Origin of the sequence: Galbibacter sp., from assembly GCF_035306585.1 — a bacterium.
Taxonomy (GTDB): domain Bacteria; phylum Bacteroidota; class Bacteroidia; order Flavobacteriales; family Flavobacteriaceae; genus Galbibacter.
Map to the genome: position 1 here is coordinate 1 of NZ_DATGNU010000021.1, position 19,562 is coordinate 19,562.

15 protein-coding genes are annotated in these 19,562 nt (G+C 38.2%); 5 read left to right on the forward strand and 10 right to left on the reverse strand.

Translation table 11 applies throughout. From position 1 onward, the window contains the following. From VKY50_RS02150 to rsfS, 5 genes are all read right to left on the reverse strand, one after another. Positions 1-647: phosphatidylserine decarboxylase family protein (locus VKY50_RS02150; protein ID WP_324298374.1), on the reverse strand; the 647-nt coding region annotated here is incomplete at its 3' end. Continuing rightward, entirely contained in the window at positions 637-1,452 is an 816-nt protein-coding gene (locus VKY50_RS02155; RefSeq protein ID WP_324298376.1) for a phosphatidate cytidylyltransferase, read from the reverse strand. The genes VKY50_RS02150 and VKY50_RS02155, both read right to left, overlap by 11 nt. Positions 1,453-1,501: 49 nt before the next feature. Next, entirely contained in the window at positions 1,502-2,110 is a 609-nt protein-coding gene (locus VKY50_RS02160; RefSeq protein ID WP_324298377.1) for an LUD domain-containing protein, read from the reverse strand. 120 nt (positions 2,111-2,230) lie between these two features. Continuing rightward, entirely contained in the window at positions 2,231-4,228 is a 1,998-nt protein-coding gene (gene ftsH / locus VKY50_RS02165; protein ID WP_324298379.1) for an ATP-dependent zinc metalloprotease FtsH, read from the reverse strand. Positions 4,229-4,322: 94 nt separating this feature from the next. Beyond that, a complete protein-coding gene (gene rsfS / locus VKY50_RS02170; RefSeq protein ID WP_008990895.1) occupies positions 4,323-4,691 on the reverse strand; it encodes a ribosome silencing factor in 369 nt (122 codons plus the stop codon). Between the two features lie 94 nt (positions 4,692-4,785). Between rsfS and VKY50_RS02175 the strand changes: the two genes are divergently transcribed. Beyond that, positions 4,786-5,517, forward strand: coding sequence for a biotin--[acetyl-CoA-carboxylase] ligase (locus VKY50_RS02175; protein ID WP_324298383.1), 732 nt, complete (start codon positions 4,786-4,788; stop codon positions 5,515-5,517). A 10-nt stretch (positions 5,518-5,527) separates the two neighbouring features. Here the strand turns inward: VKY50_RS02175 and lipB are convergent, their stop codons facing one another. Then, positions 5,528-6,247: a lipoyl(octanoyl) transferase LipB gene (gene lipB / locus VKY50_RS02180; protein ID WP_324298385.1), complete on the reverse strand. Its 720-nt coding sequence runs from the start codon at positions 6,245-6,247 to the stop codon at positions 5,528-5,530. Between the two features lie 71 nt (positions 6,248-6,318). Continuing rightward, positions 6,319-6,477 (reverse strand): YqaE/Pmp3 family membrane protein, encoded by a 159-nt coding sequence (locus tag VKY50_RS02185; protein WP_324298387.1) that lies wholly within the window; start codon positions 6,475-6,477, stop codon positions 6,319-6,321. 249 nt (positions 6,478-6,726) lie between these two features. Between VKY50_RS02185 and VKY50_RS02190 the strand changes: the two genes are divergently transcribed. Beyond that, positions 6,727-7,227: an alpha/beta hydrolase gene (locus tag VKY50_RS02190; RefSeq protein WP_324298389.1), complete on the forward strand. Its 501-nt coding sequence runs from the start codon at positions 6,727-6,729 to the stop codon at positions 7,225-7,227. 25 nt (positions 7,228-7,252) lie between these two features. On the opposite strand, the gene VKY50_RS02195 is transcribed toward VKY50_RS02190, so the two are convergent. Then, the gene (locus VKY50_RS02195) at positions 7,253-7,837 is read right to left on the reverse strand and encodes a DUF4377 domain-containing protein (RefSeq protein WP_324298391.1); all 585 of its coding nucleotides are present in this window, start codon (positions 7,835-7,837) and stop codon (positions 7,253-7,255) included. A 184-nt stretch (positions 7,838-8,021) separates the two neighbouring features. On the opposite strand from VKY50_RS02195, the gene lysS reads away from it, so the two are divergent. Continuing rightward, positions 8,022-9,713, forward strand: coding sequence for a lysine--tRNA ligase (gene lysS, locus VKY50_RS02200; RefSeq protein ID WP_324298393.1), 1,692 nt, complete (start codon positions 8,022-8,024; stop codon positions 9,711-9,713). 19 nt (positions 9,714-9,732) lie between these two features. On the opposite strand, the gene VKY50_RS02205 is transcribed toward lysS, so the two are convergent. Beyond that, the gene (locus tag VKY50_RS02205; protein ID WP_324298395.1) at positions 9,733-10,470 is read right to left on the reverse strand and encodes a LytR/AlgR family response regulator transcription factor; all 738 of its coding nucleotides are present in this window, start codon (positions 10,468-10,470) and stop codon (positions 9,733-9,735) included. Continuing rightward, positions 10,467-12,407, reverse strand: coding sequence for a tetratricopeptide repeat-containing sensor histidine kinase (locus VKY50_RS02210; protein ID WP_324298397.1), 1,941 nt, complete (start codon positions 12,405-12,407; stop codon positions 10,467-10,469). Before VKY50_RS02210 ends, VKY50_RS02205 begins: the two co-directional genes overlap by 4 nt. A 213-nt stretch (positions 12,408-12,620) precedes the next feature. Between VKY50_RS02210 and VKY50_RS02215 the strand changes: the two genes are divergently transcribed. Next, positions 12,621-18,197, forward strand: coding sequence for an MBG domain-containing protein (locus tag VKY50_RS02215; RefSeq protein ID WP_324298399.1), 5,577 nt, complete (start codon positions 12,621-12,623; stop codon positions 18,195-18,197). Positions 18,198-18,208: 11 nt separating this feature from the next. Further along, positions 18,209-19,549 (forward strand): OmpA family protein, encoded by a 1,341-nt coding sequence (locus VKY50_RS02220; protein WP_324298401.1) that lies wholly within the window; start codon positions 18,209-18,211, stop codon positions 19,547-19,549. Positions 19,550-19,562 lie beyond the last annotated feature (13 nt).

The following is a 19,562-nucleotide window of genomic DNA, read 5'->3' on the forward strand; positions in this document are numbered from 1 at the left end:
TAAGATGCGATAATATCAATTCCACCTTTTACTTTTTGATGTAGCTTTATTTTAAGCTCCGAATCCAGTGGTAAAAATAAATCTACTCTTGATCCGAATTTTATAAATCCAGCGTCACTTCCTTGAACAACAGTTTCTCCTACCTTGGCGTAATTGACAATCCGTTTTGCCATAGCTCCCGCTATTTGTCGATACAATACTTGGCCATAAGTAGGGTTTTCAATCACAATTGTGGTGCGCTCGTTTTCTTCAGAAGCTTTGGGGTGCCAGGCCACTAGGTATTTACCTGGATGGTACTTACTATACTTTACGACTCCTCCCAGAGCATACCGGGTAACATGTACATTGATAGGAGACATGAATATAGACACTTGAATTCGCTTATCCTTAAAGTATTCTTTTTCGTATACCTCTTCTATAACAACCACCTTGCCATCCACTGGTGCGATGATATGAGCGTCATTTAAGATAGTGGTTCGTTTAGGGTTTCTGAAAAATTGAAGAATTGCCACTAATAGGATGAGTAGGGCAACTTGAACAGCTTTCTCAATATAGAAGTTGTCGATATATACTTTGGCCAATAATATCCCTGAGGCAATAATTGCAAATGCGGCAATGATGATCTTGAAGCCTTCTTTATGAAACATAGATATAAATTTGAAGGGTTAAAAAAGCAAAAGGCGCAGCAAAAATTAAACTGTCCAATCTGTCTAATAATCCACCATGGCCGGGGAGAATTGCTCCACTGTCTTTTACACCTGCCAAACGTTTAAATTTTGATTCTACTAGATCTCCTATAGATCCCGTTATTACCAATACAGCTGCTAAAATTAACCATTGTATCGATGTTAGTTCTTTATCGGATAAAGATAATAAATAGGCCGCTATTAAAGCAAATATAAAACCTCCTAAAAAGCCTTCAACAGTTTTCTTGGGCGATACGCTGGGGAATAATTTGTTTTTACCAACGGCCTTACCAACTAAGTATGCAAAGGAGTCGTTCACCCAAATCAGTACGAAGACACCGATAATTAAAGACTTAACGAAATGAGGGTCCTTATAAGGGATCATGGTAAGAAAAATAGACCCACCACCAATGTAAAATATAGTAATTAAAAATTTGAGCGTATTGGAGTATTTTGGGATCTTAGCTTTAAATAAGGTTATGCATAGTAGCATGTTGACCAAAAGTGTTGCTGCCAATAAAATGTTACGCAATAGTTGCTGCTGGGATAACTCTCCGAGTAGGTAGATAAATACCCACCACAAGGCTAAAAAGGCAATAAAGATATAGTAGCCCTGAAGACGTATTAGTTTTTTAAACTCATAGATACAAGTAATCCCGAATATTAGAAAGAGGAAATCAAAGGCATCATTGCTTAAGTACACTGCTGCAATTAATAAAAATACATATATAATGCCAGTCAAGGACCTTTTTAACAGTTCTCTCACTTAGGTTAATTTTTTAGGTTTTAGCTTTTAGGTGAATTTCTAATATTGATTAGAGGTCTTCAAGCAGCAACAAATATAGGTTTTTTGAGCTACTTCCGTAAGTGAGGAAATCTTTTTCTTCTTTTATGCTAAAATGCTTGATCGTAGTAATGTTGGTCGGAATCTGATTTTTATTTTTAGCTTTGATGCCCCTTAGACCTTCTCCGATGGTGTCTACCAACTGACTTGTGGTGGCAAAGATAATAAAGTTATCAGGCAGGTCGTTTAACTTACTTTCTTTAATCTGATTGGATGAAATTAAGATCGCACCATTGTCCGCTACCAAATTTTCGCAACGGGACAACAAAATATTTGCCTGATGACAATTTGAATGGTTGCTAAACTTGTAGTTTTTAAATATTTGAGAAAGTTGTGGATCTAAACAACAAACTGTTTGGGAGGACCAATTGTTTTCTTGCAGAATATTATTGAAGCATTCGTAAATCTCATCTAAAGAATCACAGTAGAGGAACTTACCACCATTTTTCTTGAAATTAATCGTAAATTTCTCGTCAGTAGGAAGCTTTATTTCTGGCATGAACTTACCTCTTTGATCTGCGCCAGTTCCAGTGGTGTCGTCTTTTTGTTTGGATCCGAAAAGTTTTTTAAATAAGCTCATTATAAATTTAACGGGGGAGTTATTATTTATTTCACATGCCAGTTGTAGTATAAAAGTAAGAAATTCTTAGGGATAACGTATAAAACAAGGGGAAATTTTGTTTCCCCTTGTTTTTTGTCCTTATTTTTGTTCTAGATTTTCTTTTTCTTGCTTCTCTTGTGAAGGCTCCTGTGACTTATCGGCTTCTTCTTCGAATGGTCCTTCAAACGGTCTTTTACCAAAGATGCGCTCTAGGTCATCTTTGAAAATAACTTCTTTTTCTAGTAATCGATCTGCGAGCTCTGTTAACTTGTCCTTATTGTTTTTTAATAACTCAATAGCTCTAGCATATTGTTCTTCAATTATCTTAGAGATCTCCTTGTCAATTAATTGCGCTGTTTGCTCGCTATAAGGTTTGGAGAAGTTATAATCAGATTGTCCAGTGGAATCGTAATACGTTAAGTTTCCAATAGCCTCGTTAAGACCGTAAATAGTTACCATGGCTCTTGCCTGTTTGGTTACTTTTTCCAAGTCACTTAATGCTCCAGTTGAAATAGTATCGAACATAACTTTTTCCGCAGCTCTACCGCCAAGGGTAGCACACATCTCATCAGCCATTTGCTCTGGCCGTACGATCAATCGTTCTTCAGGTAAGTACCACGCAGCTCCCAAACTTTGACCACGAGGGACAATGGTAACTTTAACCAGTGGCGCCGCGTGTTCGAGTAACCAGCTCACCGTTGCATGGCCTGCTTCGTGATAGGCAATAGTTTTCTTTTCGCTTGGTGTGATAATTTTATTTTTCTTCTCTAGTCCACCTACGATTCTATCAACGGCGTCTAAGAAGTCTTGCTTGTCCACCGCTTTTTTACCTTTTCTAGCGGCAATAAGTGCAGCCTCATTACACACATTAGCAATATCAGCTCCTGAGAATCCAGGTGTTTGTTTTGCCAAGAACTCAACATCGAGTGTTTCGGCCGTTTTTATAGGACGTAAGTGTACTTCAAAAATTTCTTTTCGCTCACGAACATCCGGAAGATCAACATAGATTTGCCTGTCAAATCGACCAGCACGCATAAGTGCTTTATCAAGTACATCTGCACGGTTTGTGGCTGCCAATACAATCACGTTTGTGTTGGTTCCAAAACCATCCATCTCTGTTAGTAACTGGTTCAAGGTATTCTCTCTTTCGTCATTACTTCCAGTCATATTGTTTTTTCCTCGTGCTCTACCGATGGCATCAATCTCATCGATGAAGATAATTGCTGGTGATTTGTCTTTCGCTTGTTTGAAAAGGTCTCGCACTCTTGAAGCACCAACACCTACAAACATTTCTACAAAATCAGAACCAGATAGCGAGAAAAATGGAACCTTCGCCTCACCAGCAACTGCTTTAGCCAATAAGGTTTTACCAGTTCCTGGAGGCCCTACCAATAAGGCTCCTTTTGGAATTTTACCTCCAAGTGAAGTATATTTCTCTGGGTTCTTAAGGAACTCAACGATTTCTTGTACTTCCTCTTTAGCACCTTCTAATCCTGCTACATCTTTAAAGGATACTTTCATATCCGTTTTCTCGTCAAATAGGCGCGCTTTCGATTTACCGATATTGAAAATTTGTCCTCCCGCGCCTCCAGCTCCTCCGCCAGACATACGTCTCATTAAGAAGATCCAGATACCGATAATAAGTACAAAGGGTAGTATTGAAAATATTAATTCTCCCAGAATGTTTGAATCCGTGTCATACTTTACAGATGCGGAAAGGTTGTTTTCTTGTATGGTGTTATTTATGTCGTTTTCGAAATTCTGGAGATCCCCGTAGTTTAATTGATATTGTGGTGTGTCTCCTGATGGAAACAGCGACTTATCAACGGCGTCCTTATGAATTTCTTTTTGTTTTGCCTCGTCGGTCAAAAATACCTTGGCTTGTCTGGTATTGGTAATAATTACAATTTTGCTGACGTCCCCCGCTTTTAAGTATTCTTGTAGTTTGGCAGGGGTCGTGTCAGGTGGGGTTTGCCAATTGCTTCCTCCTGAGAAAAATTGCATACCAATGATGATCGCTAAAATAACGCCATAAATCCAATATGAACTAAATTTAGGTCGTTTCGGGCCCGTATTATTGTTGTTCTCTTTTGCCATTAATTCTTTCTTTTACTTTCTAATAGTTTAGCTTAAAGCTAAGTATTACAATAGCTTGTCTTTTGTTCTTTGTTTTTCAGAAATCTAGTTTGGTTTAATTTGATGGTATGGTCGTTAATTTGGCATCACCCCATAATCCTTCAATGTCGTAGTAGTCTCTGATGTGCTTTTGGAATACATGCACCACTACATTGACATAATCCATAAGAACCCATTCAGCATTATCAGTACCTTCGACGTGCCAAGGCTTGTCCTTGATTTCTCGACTAACTGTTTTTTGAATGGAATTTACGATGGCATTCACTTGGGTGTTTGAAGTACCATTACATATAATGAAGTAATCACAAACCGTGTTTTCAATATCTCTCAAATCTAGAATACTAATATCCTTTCCCTTAACCTCTTCAATCCCTTTTAAGATAAATGTTATTAATTGATCTGTGCTACTATTCGTGTTTACCATTAATTTTTTTTATTTTCACAAAGTTATTATTTTTTTAGTTCTTTAGCTACCTCTACGAATATAAGATTACAGTGGTAAATGTAATACTATTTAGATGAATTTAATCAAACTTAGTGCCATTGATTCGACCAATTCTTATTTAAAAGGGTTGGTCTCCAATAGTGAACTGGATGATTACACAGTTGTCATGGCAGAAACTCAAACTCAAGGTCGTGGACAAATGGGGACTAAATGGGTCACCGAACCTGGTCAAAACCTTACATTTAGTGTGTTTAAAAAGATTAACTGCCTACAAAGTGATGAACAATTCTATCTTAGTATCGCCGTTTCTTTGGCAATTTATGATGCGCTAACTTATTTCAGTATTCCTGATTTAAAGATCAAATGGCCTAACGACATTTTGTCATGGAATTCAAAAATTTGTGGTATTTTAATTGAAAACATCTTTAAAAACGGTCACATGAGTGCAGCCATAATTGGAATTGGATTGAACCTGAATCAATCCAATTTTGAAGGGATGATCAATGCAAGTTCACTAAAAAAAATTACGGGTGTTTATTATAACAAGTTGGAGGTGCTACAGAAGATCGTGGATTGTATTAAATTTTATGAACCATGGATAGTGGAGCGTAAGTTGGATGACCTTAAAACTAATTATGAACAACTATTGTTTCGTAAAGACAAACCCTCTACATTTAAACGAAAGGATGGAAGCTTAATGATGGGATTTATCAAGGGGGTCAGTAATCAGGGCATGTTAAAAGTCTTGTTAGAGGATGAGGTCATCGAATACTTCGACCTAAAAGAATTACGACTTCTTTATTGATGGAATTTTATCAAGAGACTATTGGTTCCCTTGAAACGATTACTGCTTGAAAAACTTCTTGGAAGTGTTTTAATAGTTTTTCTTTAACCTGGGATTCATCGACCTTTTCTTTTCCTAATTCTACATTTAAGGAAGTGACGCCCTTTCCTCTAATTCCACAAGGAATAATGTTGTCAAAATAACCGAGATTGGCATTGACATTTAAGGCAAAACCATGCATGGTAATCCATCGAGATGCCCTTACTCCCATGGCGCATATCTTTCTAGCAAAAGGAGTTCCTACATCAAGCCAAACACCGGTTTCTCCCTCACTACGACTAGCCTGTATCCCGTACTCTGCAAGTGTGAGAATAATGATTTCTTCTAGAAAACGAAGATACTTGTGAATGTCAGTAAAAAAGTTGTCTAAGTCTAGGATAGGATAACCTACAATTTGACCTGGACCATGATAGGTGATATCGCCTCCTCTATTGATTTTGTAGAAACTAGCATTTTTTTCCTTTAGCTGTCTTTCGTTTAGGAGTAAGTTGCTTATGTCGCCACTTTTGCCCAAAGTGTACACATGTGGGTGCTCTACAAATAAAAAGTAGTTGTCGGTGGGGATGTTCAATGATTCTTTTCGGTTTTTTGACTTTATATCGAAAATGGATTGGAAAAGTGACTCTTGATATTCCCAGACTTCTTTATAGTCTTTATATCCTAGATCTTCTAAAATTACTTTTTTGTTCATGATGCAAAGATACGGTTTCCTTTTCTTTAAACTTTATGACCGACCCATGAAGTTCGAAGACCCACTGCTGCTTATGAATTAGGATTGTTTAGGATAACAAGTGCTGCAATTATTCCTGGAACCCAGCCGCATAGTGTTAGTAAAAATACGATGACAATAGATCCACATCCCTTATCTAAGACTGCTAAGGGAGGCAATATTATAGATAAAAGTACTCTCCAAATACTCATTCTGTAGTGTTTTTATTGTTATAAGTCTATTTAAAAGACAAATGTAATTGAAATCTCTATCTATAAGACGCATTCCTTTTGGTTTTGTTACATCTTATTTTAAGCAAGGATCACCTGGTTATGTACTTTTTAGTAAATTAGTGTTCTTGAATAGGGTCAATTGTCAGGAACTAAAAGCAGTTTTTATGAATACTTCGAAGGCAATATCCATACTTTTTTTTACCTGGCGGGGGTAAGGATGGATACCAAGTGGATCGGCCAATAGTGGCTTCTCTAGAGGAATTCTTAGGAGAATCATTTCGATTGTATTATCCGGAATTGTATTGGGACGAATCTTCTAAAGACTATGGTTGGATCTGGCAAATAGGGGTGGAGCTATCTAAAATTCATAGCCCCGTTGTATTGGTAGGCCACTCATTTGGTGCCTCCATGATTTTAAAATATTTGACTGAAAATCCGTACGCTAAAATGATTCGAGGAATCTTCCTTCTGGCAACGCCATATTGGAGCGGTGATGATGACTGGATTCAAGGTATAAAGTTAAGGGATGGTTTTGAAAACAACCTTTGCACAGAGGTGCCAATTTTTTTCTACCATTTCCAGGATGATCAAGAAGTTCCAATCACCCCATTTAGATCATTACATGGAGCACTTGCCTTTTGCAACTTATCGAACTATAAAGAGTGGAGGGCACAATTTGTAGATGATATGTCATTGGTCGCGAAGGATATCACCGCTCTGTTGGGATAAAACCCCTTAAAGCTTGCATCGCTGGCTATTTGTTTTTAGACATCACCTCGAGTAGGGTGTAGTGTTCTTTAAATGGGGATGCTTGAATGGTTTTCCTTACTCTTAAGCGGTAATGATATCCCTTTTTAAAATGAAATTCTTTAATTTTCAGTATGGGTCTGGGTTTGGATTCTGTGGTTACCTTAACCAGGTATGCTTTTCTGGGTTCCTTTCCTCTAGGGATGAAGTTGATCTTTACGGGTGCTACATCCATGATGAGATCTTCGGCTGCATCCTGCGTAATAATTTTTTCCTTGGAGAGGGTTTCTAGATATTGATAAATAACACTAGATGCTTGTTTTGGAGAATGTTTGATATTAATCTTTTCCGCCTTTATGGTATAGTGATAGCCCTTTTGGTAGTTGAAAGAGGCAAAGCTCTCTCCAGGGCTTAAAAGTAATTGTTTGCTGGTGTTTTTACCTTCGGAATATTGCAGGAATTCCCCATACATGTCATCCGAAAATAAGTATTCATTGAAGCCAGTATTAGGGTAGATAGATAGCTCGACGATTTTCTTTTTATCAGTATCAAATTCTCCACTACCACTAAATAGAAAAGGATCTAGTATCAAAATATTAAAGCTATTAGTATGTTTTTGGTTAATTCTTTGAGTTTGACTATTTAGATGCAATCAATTTAAAATGGTTGCTTTGAAAAATAATTCAATTGGAATCTAAGGTCCAAAAGCCTACAATTTGATTGATAGATTGTTAAATACTCACTATCTTTGCGGGCTAAAATTCAGAATTATACATATGCAACTTTCAGAACAAGAAATTATTCGCAGAGAAAAATTAGCCAAGTTAAGAGACTTGAACATAGATCCTTATCCAGCGGCTTTATATCCAGTTGATCATACCACTAATAAGGTGAAGAATAATTTTGAAGTCGATAAGAAGGTTGTGTTAGCTGGACGATTAATGAGTAGACGTATCCAAGGAAAAGCTTCTTTTGCTGAACTTCAGGATAGTGAGGGAAGAATTCAGCTCTATTTCAATCGTGATGAAATTTGTCCAGGTGAGGACAAAACCCTCTATAATGAGGTTTATAAAAAATTATTAGACATCGGGGATATCATCGGTGTTGAGGGGGTATTGTTTAAAACGCAAGTAGGGGAGATGACTGTAATGGTGAAAAACTTCACAGTACTTAATAAATCACTACGTCCTTTACCACTTCCAAAGGTAGATGCTCAAGGAAAGGTTTTTGATGACTTTAGTGATCCTGAACTTCGTTACCGTCAACGTTATGTGGATTTAATTGTGAACCCTCATGTAAAAGAAACTTTTATTAAAAGAACTAAGATCACTACTAGTATACGAGATTTTTTCAACAGTCGGGGTTATCTAGAGGTGGAAACACCTATTTTGCAACCCATCCCAGGAGGTGCTGCTGCTCGTCCGTTTGTAACGCATCACAATGCACTTAATATTCCGCTGTACCTTAGAATTGCTAATGAGTTATATTTAAAAAGACTTATTGTAGGTGGTTTTGATGGGGTGTATGAGTTTGCAAAGGACTTTAGAAACGAAGGGATGGATAAGACGCATAACCCAGAGTTCACCGTCATGGAACTTTATGTGTCCTATAAAGATTATCATTGGATGATGGAGATGACCGAGGAGTTATTAGAAAAAGTTGCCATCGATTCAAACGGTAGTTCAGAGGTAACAGTTGGTGATCATAAGATCGACTTTAAAGCACCTTATCCAAGAGTGCCAATTTTACAAGCCATTAAAGATCATACTGGTTTTGATGTTGCGGATATGGATGAGAAGGCATTGCGCGAGGTTTGCAAGAAACTTAACATCCCAACAGATGAAAGTATGGGAATTGGTAAACTCATAGATGAGATCTTTGGAGAAAAATGTGAACATCACTATATTCAACCTACCTTTATTACTGATTATCCAAAAGAGATGAGCCCACTTACTAAAGAGCATCGTGATAATCCTAAACTTACCGAGCGTTTTGAATTAATGGTAAATGGAAAGGAATTAGCAAATGCTTATTCGGAATTAAATGATCCAATTGACCAAAGGGCACGTTTTGAGGAGCAATTAAAATTATCTGAAAAAGGTGATGACGAGGCGATGTTTATTGATCAAGACTTTTTAAGAGCCTTGGAGTATGGAATGCCTCCTACCTCTGGAATTGGTATTGGAATTGATCGATTGGTAATGCTTATGACCAATAACGCTTCCATTCAAGAGGTATTATTCTTTCCACAGATGCGACCGGAGAAAGTTGTTGAGGTTGTCCTAAGTGAGGAAGAAAAAGCGGTCTTTGATCTTCTAAAACAGGAACAAAGAATGTTGCTTGATACCCTCAAGGATAAGGCTGGATTAAGTAACAAAAAGTGGGATAAAACCATCAAAGGGCTTACCAAGAATAAATTGGTTAAGGTTGAAAAATCAGATGATGGCCTGTATTGTGAGGTCATATAAACCGTCGTTATTCGCTTTTTTACTTTATGGCGTTGGATTGTTTTAAAAACTTTTCTTTTAAAACAGCACCTTGGTAGGATTTTGATAATGGAATTGCTGTAGGGCCCAAGGTAACGCTTCTTGCGGTTATAGAGGTGATCTTATGAGCATTGATGGCATACCTGCGATGAACGCGATATACATTGTCAAAGGATAACTGTTCTAAAACCGTAGTTAGTTTGTTACGAGTTGTGATACAGCTATTGTCCTGATTAAAAATACGTACGTAATTTCCATCGGATTTTAAATACAGAATCGTATCACTAGATATCTTAATAAGGCCAGTTTGGCTCCGGATATACTTATACTGTATTGCAGAAGGGTCGGTGGACTTGGTAGGATTTCTCTTGTAATTCTGCAAGGCTAATTTAACGGTAGATAATAAGGTAGGGTTATTGAATGGCTTCATGATGTAGCCATTTGGATTGGTTTTATATATCTGTGAAAGGATTCCGTCACTTCCATAGGCTGTTAGGAAAACGATCGCACAGTCGACTGACTTTCTGATTTTCTTTGCCAGCCATAGTCCATTTTTATTTCCTTTTAGATTTAAATCAAGAATTACGATATCAACAGGAAGCTCTTGGATCTCGATCCATGCTTTTTCTGCTGTAACGGCACTTCCACAAATACAGTATTCTTTATCTTTGAGTACCGAAGCAATGGCAGCTCTTGTGACAGCCATGTCCTCAACGATATATACATTCTTTTTGCTCATGCTGTATTAAAATCAAGCTGCAGGCAAAATCCTGGTGAATCGGGCAATACGATCACGCCAGATAAATCCTCTGCAAGCATAAAGATAAGATTCATTCCTGTGTTAAAAGAATCTGGGTTGTTTTTTTGCAAAAATCCTTTCCCATTATCACTGTAGATAAGACGATAGTTAGACCTTGTTTTGGTCAAACTAATATCGATTTTACCACCTTGTGTAAAGGCGTGTTTTAAGGAATTTATGATTAATTCACATACCATCAAACCTAATGGGGTCGCTGTTTTTACATCCAGCGTTAAGGTAGTGTTGATTTTCCACTCTACTTCCAAGGCCGGATAATTGTTAATCAAAAAATTGGCCATTCTGTGAAAGTAGGCGTGCATGTCTAGTACGTCCAAACCTTTATCTTGTTCGTAGAGCAGCTCGTGGATCATGAACATACTTTGCAAGTATTCCTGGGAGGCTTGGAGAATGGAATTTTCAGATAGTTCATGCTTTTGTTTTTGAATCTCCAAAATCCCTGAAATCATCTGTAAGTTGTTTTTAGTTCGATGTTGGATCTCGTCAAGCATAATTTCTTTTTCCCGAATACCACGAGTGAGTGCTGTTTTTTGGGTATTTATAATGGAGTTTGCTCTTTTGGTTTTAAAGAATAGGTGCCCCATTAGAAGTAATAAGCCGATACTAAAGCCTGTTATGATCCATTGCAACTGAGCGTTTTTATCCTTTTGTGCTAGTAGTTCTCGATTTATCTTCAACGCTTCCTCGGACTGCGTAAAATTAAATTTTGAAGTAGCTTCCATATAATTTTTACGTTTTTCCTCCTTGATCAACGAATCTTCAAGACGGTTCGCCTCTTCGATATAGGATAGAACGCTGTCGTTTTTATGAGTTTTAAGTAGTATCTTGGCTCTTAGTAATAATGCTTTTTGTCGATTTGATGGGTTGTAAAAATTCTTTTCAAAATACAGGCAGCTATCATTATAGATGGTTGCTAGATCGTACTGTTGCCTCAGGTAATAATAGCGACTAATTTTTTCGTAGGCTTGCGCAGCAGTGCTAAATTCTCTTACTTGCTTACTGGAGGCTAGTTCTTTTTGAAAGGCTTGTTCTGCTTTGTCAAATTTTCCTTGATTCATGCGAATCTGTTCAATATTGGCACTTATGACGTTTTGAAAATGTAAGTGATAGGCCTTCGCAGGGTTGTTTGGTCGATCGCGCATATCATTGGCGAGCCTTAGCGCTTTTTTATAATATTTCAGCGCACTATCGGTTTGCTCTTCGCGATTGAAGGTCAGCCCAATATTGTTTAACATGCTTGAGGCTTGGAAGAGATCGCCACTTTCTAAAAATATCTTAGCCTGCCTTCTAAAATTACGTCGTGCAAGTTGATAGTGCTCAAGTCTGTAATATATTAATCCCATTTGGTTGTAATAAGCATAGGTTTGAGGGGCTACACTCTCTCCAAATTCTTTGTTGAATTTTATAAGTTTTTCTAGAATGGCTAATTGTTTTAAATATTGTCCTTTTCGATTGTAACTCGAGTTTAGAGCTGATAATACTAGACCACTTTCGCTGGTTTTCATTAAGATACTATCCTGAAGTAGTTTTTTTCCTAGTTCTATAACTTTATCATCATAGATACTCTTGTCGTAATACATCAAAATGAAAAACTCTGACATTGACTTTTGAACTTCATTGCCATGATTATATGCCCAACCTTTCGCATTTTCAAGCACTTGATAAAATTCTGGATTCCAAATAGGAACCTCATTAACGGGTAAGCTGAGCGCATTTAATATTTGAGACCTAAGCGCTTCAAATTTAATAGAATCCATGACCATAAAGCGCTCGGGCAGCTTCTTGTTTTCGTGCCGATCGTTCTGAGCATGGATCACACCTGCGTAAAGGATTAAAATGTAGAATAGGTATTTCTTCAAGATTATTTTTTAGATGCAAAAATTAAGGTAAAATTCTCAAACCTGCTCCAAATTAAGTTAATTGATAATTTTGAACGTAAAACTTACCTTACTTCCCTAAAATAAGTAATTACTTCCCAAAATTAAGGTATTTCTCACTTTTGTGTTGTGTGGGAATTTTTTTACTCTAGGTTTATCCTTTAAAAGTACGCGATTTTTATAAGATTCTACAATATGGATAAATACTACGCTACCCAACGATTGGGGACTCCTTTTTTGCTTATTTGTTTATTAATAATAGGTGTTTATGGTTACAGTCAAGGACCTCCGACACCTGATAGTAATGGGATTGTATACGTAAAACCCACTGCTACAGGAACTGGAAGTGGTGATAGTTGGACCAATGCGACAGCAGACCTGAAAGGAGCCATTAATGCTGTAGGTACGACGCAGGTTTGGGTGATGGTTGGTACGTATGATACGCAAGGGATCCCATTTGTTATGAAAAACCAGGTGGCTATATATGGCGGATTTGACCCAGATAATGGCGTTAGTAGCATCTCTGATCCCCGAATTATTATGGATACCAGTGGTGTTAGGGGAAGTATATTACATGCGTATGGTAACGGGAGAGTTATAGCTAATATTTTTACTGTGGATGCTCCGTTAGACAATTCTGCAATACTGGATGGATTTACAATCACGGGAGCTAATACCACAGAGATAGGTGGAGGAATATATAACTACTTTGCATCTGTATGGCTTCGCAATCTTGTAGTTATTGATAATTCAGCTAATGGTGACGGTGGAGGAATATGTAATATAGATAGTTCACCAATTATGAGTGGCTTATTCATCTCTGGAAATATTGCTACCAAAGGTGCGGGATTGGTTAATTACCAATCTAATGCCTTCATAGAGAATACCATTATATCAAACAATTATGCTAGGCTTAATGGAGGAGGGGTTCATAATAGGTTGGATACATCTAGGCTTTTTAATACCCTTATTACTGATAACCATGCGGAAGATATTGGAGGTGGAATTTATGATGAATCTGGGGGTGGAATATATATGAATGTAACCGTTGCAAATAATGGATCCAATGGATTTTATGGACATGAGACGACCCAATTGTATAACAGTGTTGTTTGGGATTCTATTTATGGAGCTGAGTTTCAAATAAGAAATAGTCTCATCAAAGGTAGTGGTGATATCACCAATGGAAATGTAGATGCTACGGCTATTACTGCTGCTGATGTTTTTAACGATATAAGTAACGCAGATTATAGCTTGTCAAATACTAGCCCTGCTATTAATGCAGGAGATAATACATTCTATACAAATCATGGGGGAGACTTAAGTTCGGATAAGGATTTAGCCGGTATGCCACGGTTATACCAAGGTCGACCGAGTGAGGATAAGGTAGATTTAGGAGCTTACGAATTTCAGGGAGAACCCGTTAAACTCCTGCATATCCTAACTTGGGATGGGGAAAGTATTTATATAGTGGCACACCAGAGTGATGCAATCCAGCAAATTAAACAGAAAATTGAAACAGCATTAGGTGTACCAGTAATGCAACAAGTTTTAGCTTTTGGTAGTACTGTGTTAGAGGATGGTCGAACTTTGGCAGACTATGAAATTGTCCTTGAAGATACCCTTCTTTTAAGTTTAGCACCCCTACCAACGGTTGAGAACATTCTGTATGTTGATGCAAATGTAGATGTAGATGCTGGAGGATATACTGGTGTTGGGAATAGTTGGCCCAATGCTAGTAAAGAACTTGCTGAAGTCCTAAGGTGGGCAAGGGAGCAAATAGACAATGGAACTGCTAGCTGGGATGAATTTAATCCATTACGCATTTTTATTGCTAAAGGGACTTATAAGCCACATTTTAGCGCCTTAGATGGTTATTACAATTTGGATCAAAAAAGGAGAAATTCATTTGTTATGGTGCCTAACGTACAACTATATGGAGGTTTTGACCCTGTAAATGGCATTAAAACACTTGAGGATAAGCGAATTTTGCCTAACCATGGAATGGATTTTCTCTCCGGTACAGTTTTAAGTGGAGACCTTAATGGGGATGATAGCATTGTTCCAACCCAGCAGCTGGCTGAGCACACAAGTCGTCAGGATAATACAAATCATGTGGTGATAATTTCAGGTCCCGTTGGCTCAGCTAGCATTGATGGATTAACGATCACGGGTGGAAATTCATGGGATCCTCCATCTGGTTCATCAGTACTAAAGGTAAATGGAGAAATTATTATTGAGGACCACAGTGGCGGGGGGATAATTATCAATTCGTCGCAATTTTTTATGAAAAATTGTGCGATTTGGAAAAATTCTGCCTATGATTCCGCGGGTGGAGTGCACATGTTGGAATCTTTTAATACCACGTTAAATCATGTTATTATTTCAATGAATACATCTCATAATGCTGCGGGGATAAAAATTGTGGATTCTAATCCCTTGTTAGGGAATATGTTAATTGTTGAAAATATTGCCAAGGAAAATTCTGGTGGTGTTGATCTATGGTCAGATGCCACAATCATAAATGCTACAATCGCTCGTAATAGCGCAGGATTGTATGGAGGAGGAATTGGGTATCATCCAAAGGAGAATGTCGATGGTATTAGTCCCAGTATATATAATTCCATAATTTCTGCAAATGATATACAAGGTGTTACCAGCGATCCCAATTCTTCTGTTTATATATTTGGGGAAATACCTAGCTCATTTTTAACGATTGAACACAGTCTAATATCTCATTCTGGAGGTAGTATGGAATGGCATTTAGAATCCGTTATTGATGGTGGTAATAATATAGATCAAGATCCAGAGTTTACAACCACTACCATGGGGGAAGCAGGTTATATGGAATTAATGCCAACTAGTGCTGCTATTAACAATGGGAGTAATTTGAAGTACGATCCTAGGGTTGGAGATATTCAAGGCAATGATTTAATTGGAAACCCCAGAGTGTATGATTTTTCAGGCGATGGGGTAATTGATATGGGCGCTATTGAATTTCAAGGGGATTATTTACCATATATTAAAAGTGTTTCTACTTTAGATAGCATTGTGGTCGAGTATGGGACCGATCTCTATGCCATTGAAAATGTTCCTGCGCAAGTTCAAGCTACCTTGAGCGATGATACTACGGTGTTGGTTTCTCTAGATTTGGATCCTGATCACTGGATTTTAAAACAACCCACCCCTGGTAGCTATGATCCAAATATAGCGGGTACCTATATATTTGAAGTGCCATTGATAATGCCTGGGCCAGATGATACTCCTGCTTTGGTTAATCGTGACGGTTTATTAGCAGAATTAGAAATTACGGTATCCAAAGATGTTCCCGATTTAAGAATCTTTTGGCAAGGGAATAGAGTCGATGTTACCTCAGTGTTTCAATTAGAATATGGAGAAGTTGGTGAATTTCTTATAGAAAGTAATGATTCGGATGCAGTACTCACCTATAGTTTTCCAGTGGGAGTGACTCCAATATTGGATTTAAGTGATCTTACTGCTGTAATTGCCCAACAAACTGGGGATGCCGTTTTAACTGTGCAACAAGCCGAAACAGATAATTTTGAGGCGGCAGAACTACATTTAACAGTTATGGTGTCCCCTAAGGCAATTACAGTCATCCCAGAGGTAGATCAGAGTAAAAAATACGGAGAGGCAGATCCGATTTTTAGTTTATTATTAGGTGAAGGTTCTGAATTGGAAAATGGAGATCAGTTGAGCGATCTCATATCTGGAATCAATCGTGAGGTTGGACAGGATGTAGGGAATTATGATTTATTACCAATTTTTGAAGGAGAAAAAGTTGATAATTATGATATTACCTTTGAGGTCGATAACGATGCTTTTGCTATTAAACCTGCTTTGCTCGATATCATCGTTGATGCCGATCAAGGCAAATCCTATGGGGGGAAAGACCCGATTTTCTCCTATACAGTAGTAGGACTTGTCAATGGAGATGATGAATCTGTGATTAGCGGAACTCTTAGCCGTGAAGACGGAGAAGAAAGTGGAACGTACGACATTGAATTAGGGAATTTAAGCGCAGGAGCAAATTATCAGATTAACTTGATTACCAATACCTTTACTATAAATCAAGGCGTATTATATGTTACTGTGAATCCTGGACAAGGTAAACAATATGGGGAGACAGACCCTCCTCTTAGCTTTAGTGTCGAAGGTTTTGTAAATGGTGATGATGATTCGATCTTAAGTGGGGCACTTATTCGGCAGGAGGGAGAAAACGTCGGGATCTACCCAGTTGAATTAGGGGATTTAAGAGCTGATTCCAATTATAAGATTCATTTTATCGCTAATGATTTTACCGTAACTCCTGCTTTGCTCAATATCACCGTGGATGCGGATCAAAGTAAATTGTACGGGTCCATAGACCCTATATTTTCTTATACTGTATCTGGACTTGTCAATGGCGATGATGAGTCTGTATTAAGCGGAGCTCTTAGCCGTGAGGTTGGTGAATCTATTGGAACCTATACCGTGGAGCAGGGTAATTTGAGCGCTGGGGATAATTACCAGATCAACTTTACGGGCGCTGAATTTTCAATTACCCTTGTGATTATTGATATAGTGGTTGACTTAGGCCAAGGTAAACGCTATGGGGAGACCGATCCTGAGATTACCTATACTGCTACTGGATTTGTCAATAATGATACTCCAGAAATATTGACCGGGTCACTCTCTAGAGGATCAGGAGAGGATGTGGGATCCTATCCAATTGATATTGGAAGTTTAAGTGCTGGGCAGAATTACCAGCTTCGCTTAGCGAGTGCAGATTTTACCATTACTGCAGTACCGCTAGAGATAATTGCTGACCCAGGGCTTGAGAAAACATATGGGTCAGAGGATCCAGTTTTCACCTATACCGTAACTGGTTTAGTAAATAATGATACTCAAGAGATTCTAACTGGGTCACTCTCTCGACAGCCAGGAGAGGATGTTGGATCCTATCTTATTGAACAAGGGACCCTCAACGCAGGATCCAACTATGAAGTGGTTATTTCGCCAGCTACTTTTGAAATTCTAAAAGTGGATCAAGAAATTCTCTGGGAGCAGGAGCTGGTTTTTGATTGTAGAGAGCACCAACAGATTGTATTGACCGCTACCTCCAGTAGTGGTTTGCCTGTTTCCTATCAAGTTTCACAGGGTTCTTCAGCACAGCTCCAAGGGAACATTCTAATCTTAAACGCCCGTGAAGAAATTGTTGTTACCGCGTTTCAACAAGGCAACCAAAACTTTAATCCTTCCTCACCTATTGAAAAGGTAAGTCTCTTAAAGCAAGGTGGACTTGTGAGACAGCAATGGGATGATGTATTGGTTTTTGATAACAGTAGTGCGAGTTTTGTCTCCTTCCAATGGTATAAAAATGGAACTGCAGTTCCAGGAGCTACCAAACAGTATTATTCGGAAGAACAAGCCTTAAATGGGGAATACTACGTGTTAGCTACCAAGTCAAATGGGGAAGTAGTTACTACATGTCCTTTGATTGTGTTGGGAGAAAACTATCAGCGAACAATTAGGATCGTTCCTAATCCTGTGAATTCAGGGGATTCTTTTGCGATCATTGCGGATTTTGATCAATCCCAGCTCGATGAGGCTGTTGTAAGCATATTTGATATCAGCGGTAAACTCGTTGAAAACACCTCGGTTACTGGAGGAGAAACTATTCTTACCGCACCACTTCAAAAAGGTATTTATATAATATCTATTGTATTGTCCGATGGGCAACGAAAAACAGCCAACTTACTAGTGAAATAAAGAAAATATAAATGAGAAATCTCAATCCAGACTTTATGAAATTAACGACATTCATATTATTTTTTATTATAGGGACGACCGCTGGGTTGTCTCAAGAATTGACCTTAAAAATAAATGCGGGGCCTTCTGGGATTTCTTATAAAAGTTCCAAAGGGGATGGTTCTCTTGGCTTTGGAGCAGGGGGAGGAATTGGGTATACGCATTTCTTTAGCCAGCACTGGGGACTTCAAACTGGATTGGAGGTACAATACAATACCAATAGCTTTGATCTTTACAATGGACAGCCACTTTCCTCCTTTGAAATCGATGATCAAGGTTCCGCTTTTCAATACACGGTAAGACCTGATTCTTATTCGGAGGATCAATCCTTTTATAGTGTTTCCATACCTTTGATGTTACAGTTTCGAACACCTATCTCGGATAAAACAGGAATCTACCTTGGGTTAGGAGGGAAGGTTCTTTTTCCTGGAGATCAAGACATACAGTCTCGTGCTAGTTCATTGGTATTAAGCGGGTACTACCCAGATCTTAACCTTGAGATTGACGATCTTCCAGCACATGGGTTTGGAACGCTAAACAACTTTGAGGATAAGGGGAACGCTCCTTTGAAAACCGCTGTGTTGTTGAGTATTGAGGGAGGTCTTCACTTTACACTTGGCGATCACATGCGCCTGTACACAGGAGTGTATGCAGATTATGGCCTAACAGATCTTCAAGAGAAAAGTGATGGGAACCTGGTAACCTATAACCCAAATGGCATCGATGGAATTGCAACAAACGGTGTGATTAGAACGACTGCTCTAGCGGATCAAAGCCCTTATTTATCTGCTGGTGTTCAAGTGAAATTAGGTTTTGATTTCAGAAAAGATATTAGGTTGCAAGCACAAGAAGAAATTATAGTAGAACAACCTCAAGTTGTCCAGACCACTGAACCTACGCCAGTTGAAACTCCTAAGCCAGTGAAACAAGAAAAGAAAGAAGTACCTGTGCTTTCTCCTAGTGAGCAAGCCTATATCTCACAACCCCTTGTAAATGGTGCTATCAATGAAATAGCCCTTACAAAAGAGATGGAAAACCGATTGGATCGTATCTATGAGATGGTAAAGGATAATGAAAATGTACACCTGGAATTATATGGACATACGTGTGATTTGGGCCCCCAGAGTCTTAATCAAAGAATCGGACTCAAAAGGGCTCAAGAGGTATCTGATTATTTACAAAACAAAGGAGTCCCGAATCAAAGATTGCATGTACAATCTAAAGGAGAAACAGTCCCTTTGTTACCCAATACTACAAGTCAAAATAGAAGTAAGAATAGAAGAGTTGAAATTAAAGTGTTGATTTTGAATTAGCCCATTTAAAATT

Coding starts and splice junctions, on each gene's coding strand:
- VKY50_RS02215 (WP_324298399.1), top strand. CDS start 12,621: ATGGATAAATACTACGCTACCCAACGATTGGGGACTCCTTTTTTGCTT.
- VKY50_RS02220 (WP_324298401.1), top strand. CDS start 18,209: ATGAGAAATCTCAATCCAGACTTTATGAAATTAACGACATTCATATTA.
- lipB (WP_324298385.1), bottom strand. CDS start 6,247: ATGAACAAAAAAGTAATTTTAGAAGATCTAGGATATAAAGACTATAAA.
- VKY50_RS02185 (WP_324298387.1), bottom strand. CDS start 6,477: ATGAGTATTTGGAGAGTACTTTTATCTATAATATTGCCTCCCTTAGCA.
- VKY50_RS02175 (WP_324298383.1), top strand. CDS start 4,786: ATGAATTTAATCAAACTTAGTGCCATTGATTCGACCAATTCTTATTTA.
- VKY50_RS02205 (WP_324298395.1), bottom strand. CDS start 10,470: ATGAGCAAAAAGAATGTATATATCGTTGAGGACATGGCTGTCACAAGA.
- lysS (WP_324298393.1), top strand. CDS start 8,022: ATGCAACTTTCAGAACAAGAAATTATTCGCAGAGAAAAATTAGCCAAG.
- rsfS (WP_008990895.1), bottom strand. CDS start 4,691: ATGGTAAACACGAATAGTAGCACAGATCAATTAATAACATTTATCTTA.
- VKY50_RS02160 (WP_324298377.1), bottom strand. CDS start 2,110: ATGAGCTTATTTAAAAAACTTTTCGGATCCAAACAAAAAGACGACACC.
- ftsH (WP_324298379.1), bottom strand. CDS start 4,228: ATGGCAAAAGAGAACAACAATAATACGGGCCCGAAACGACCTAAATTT.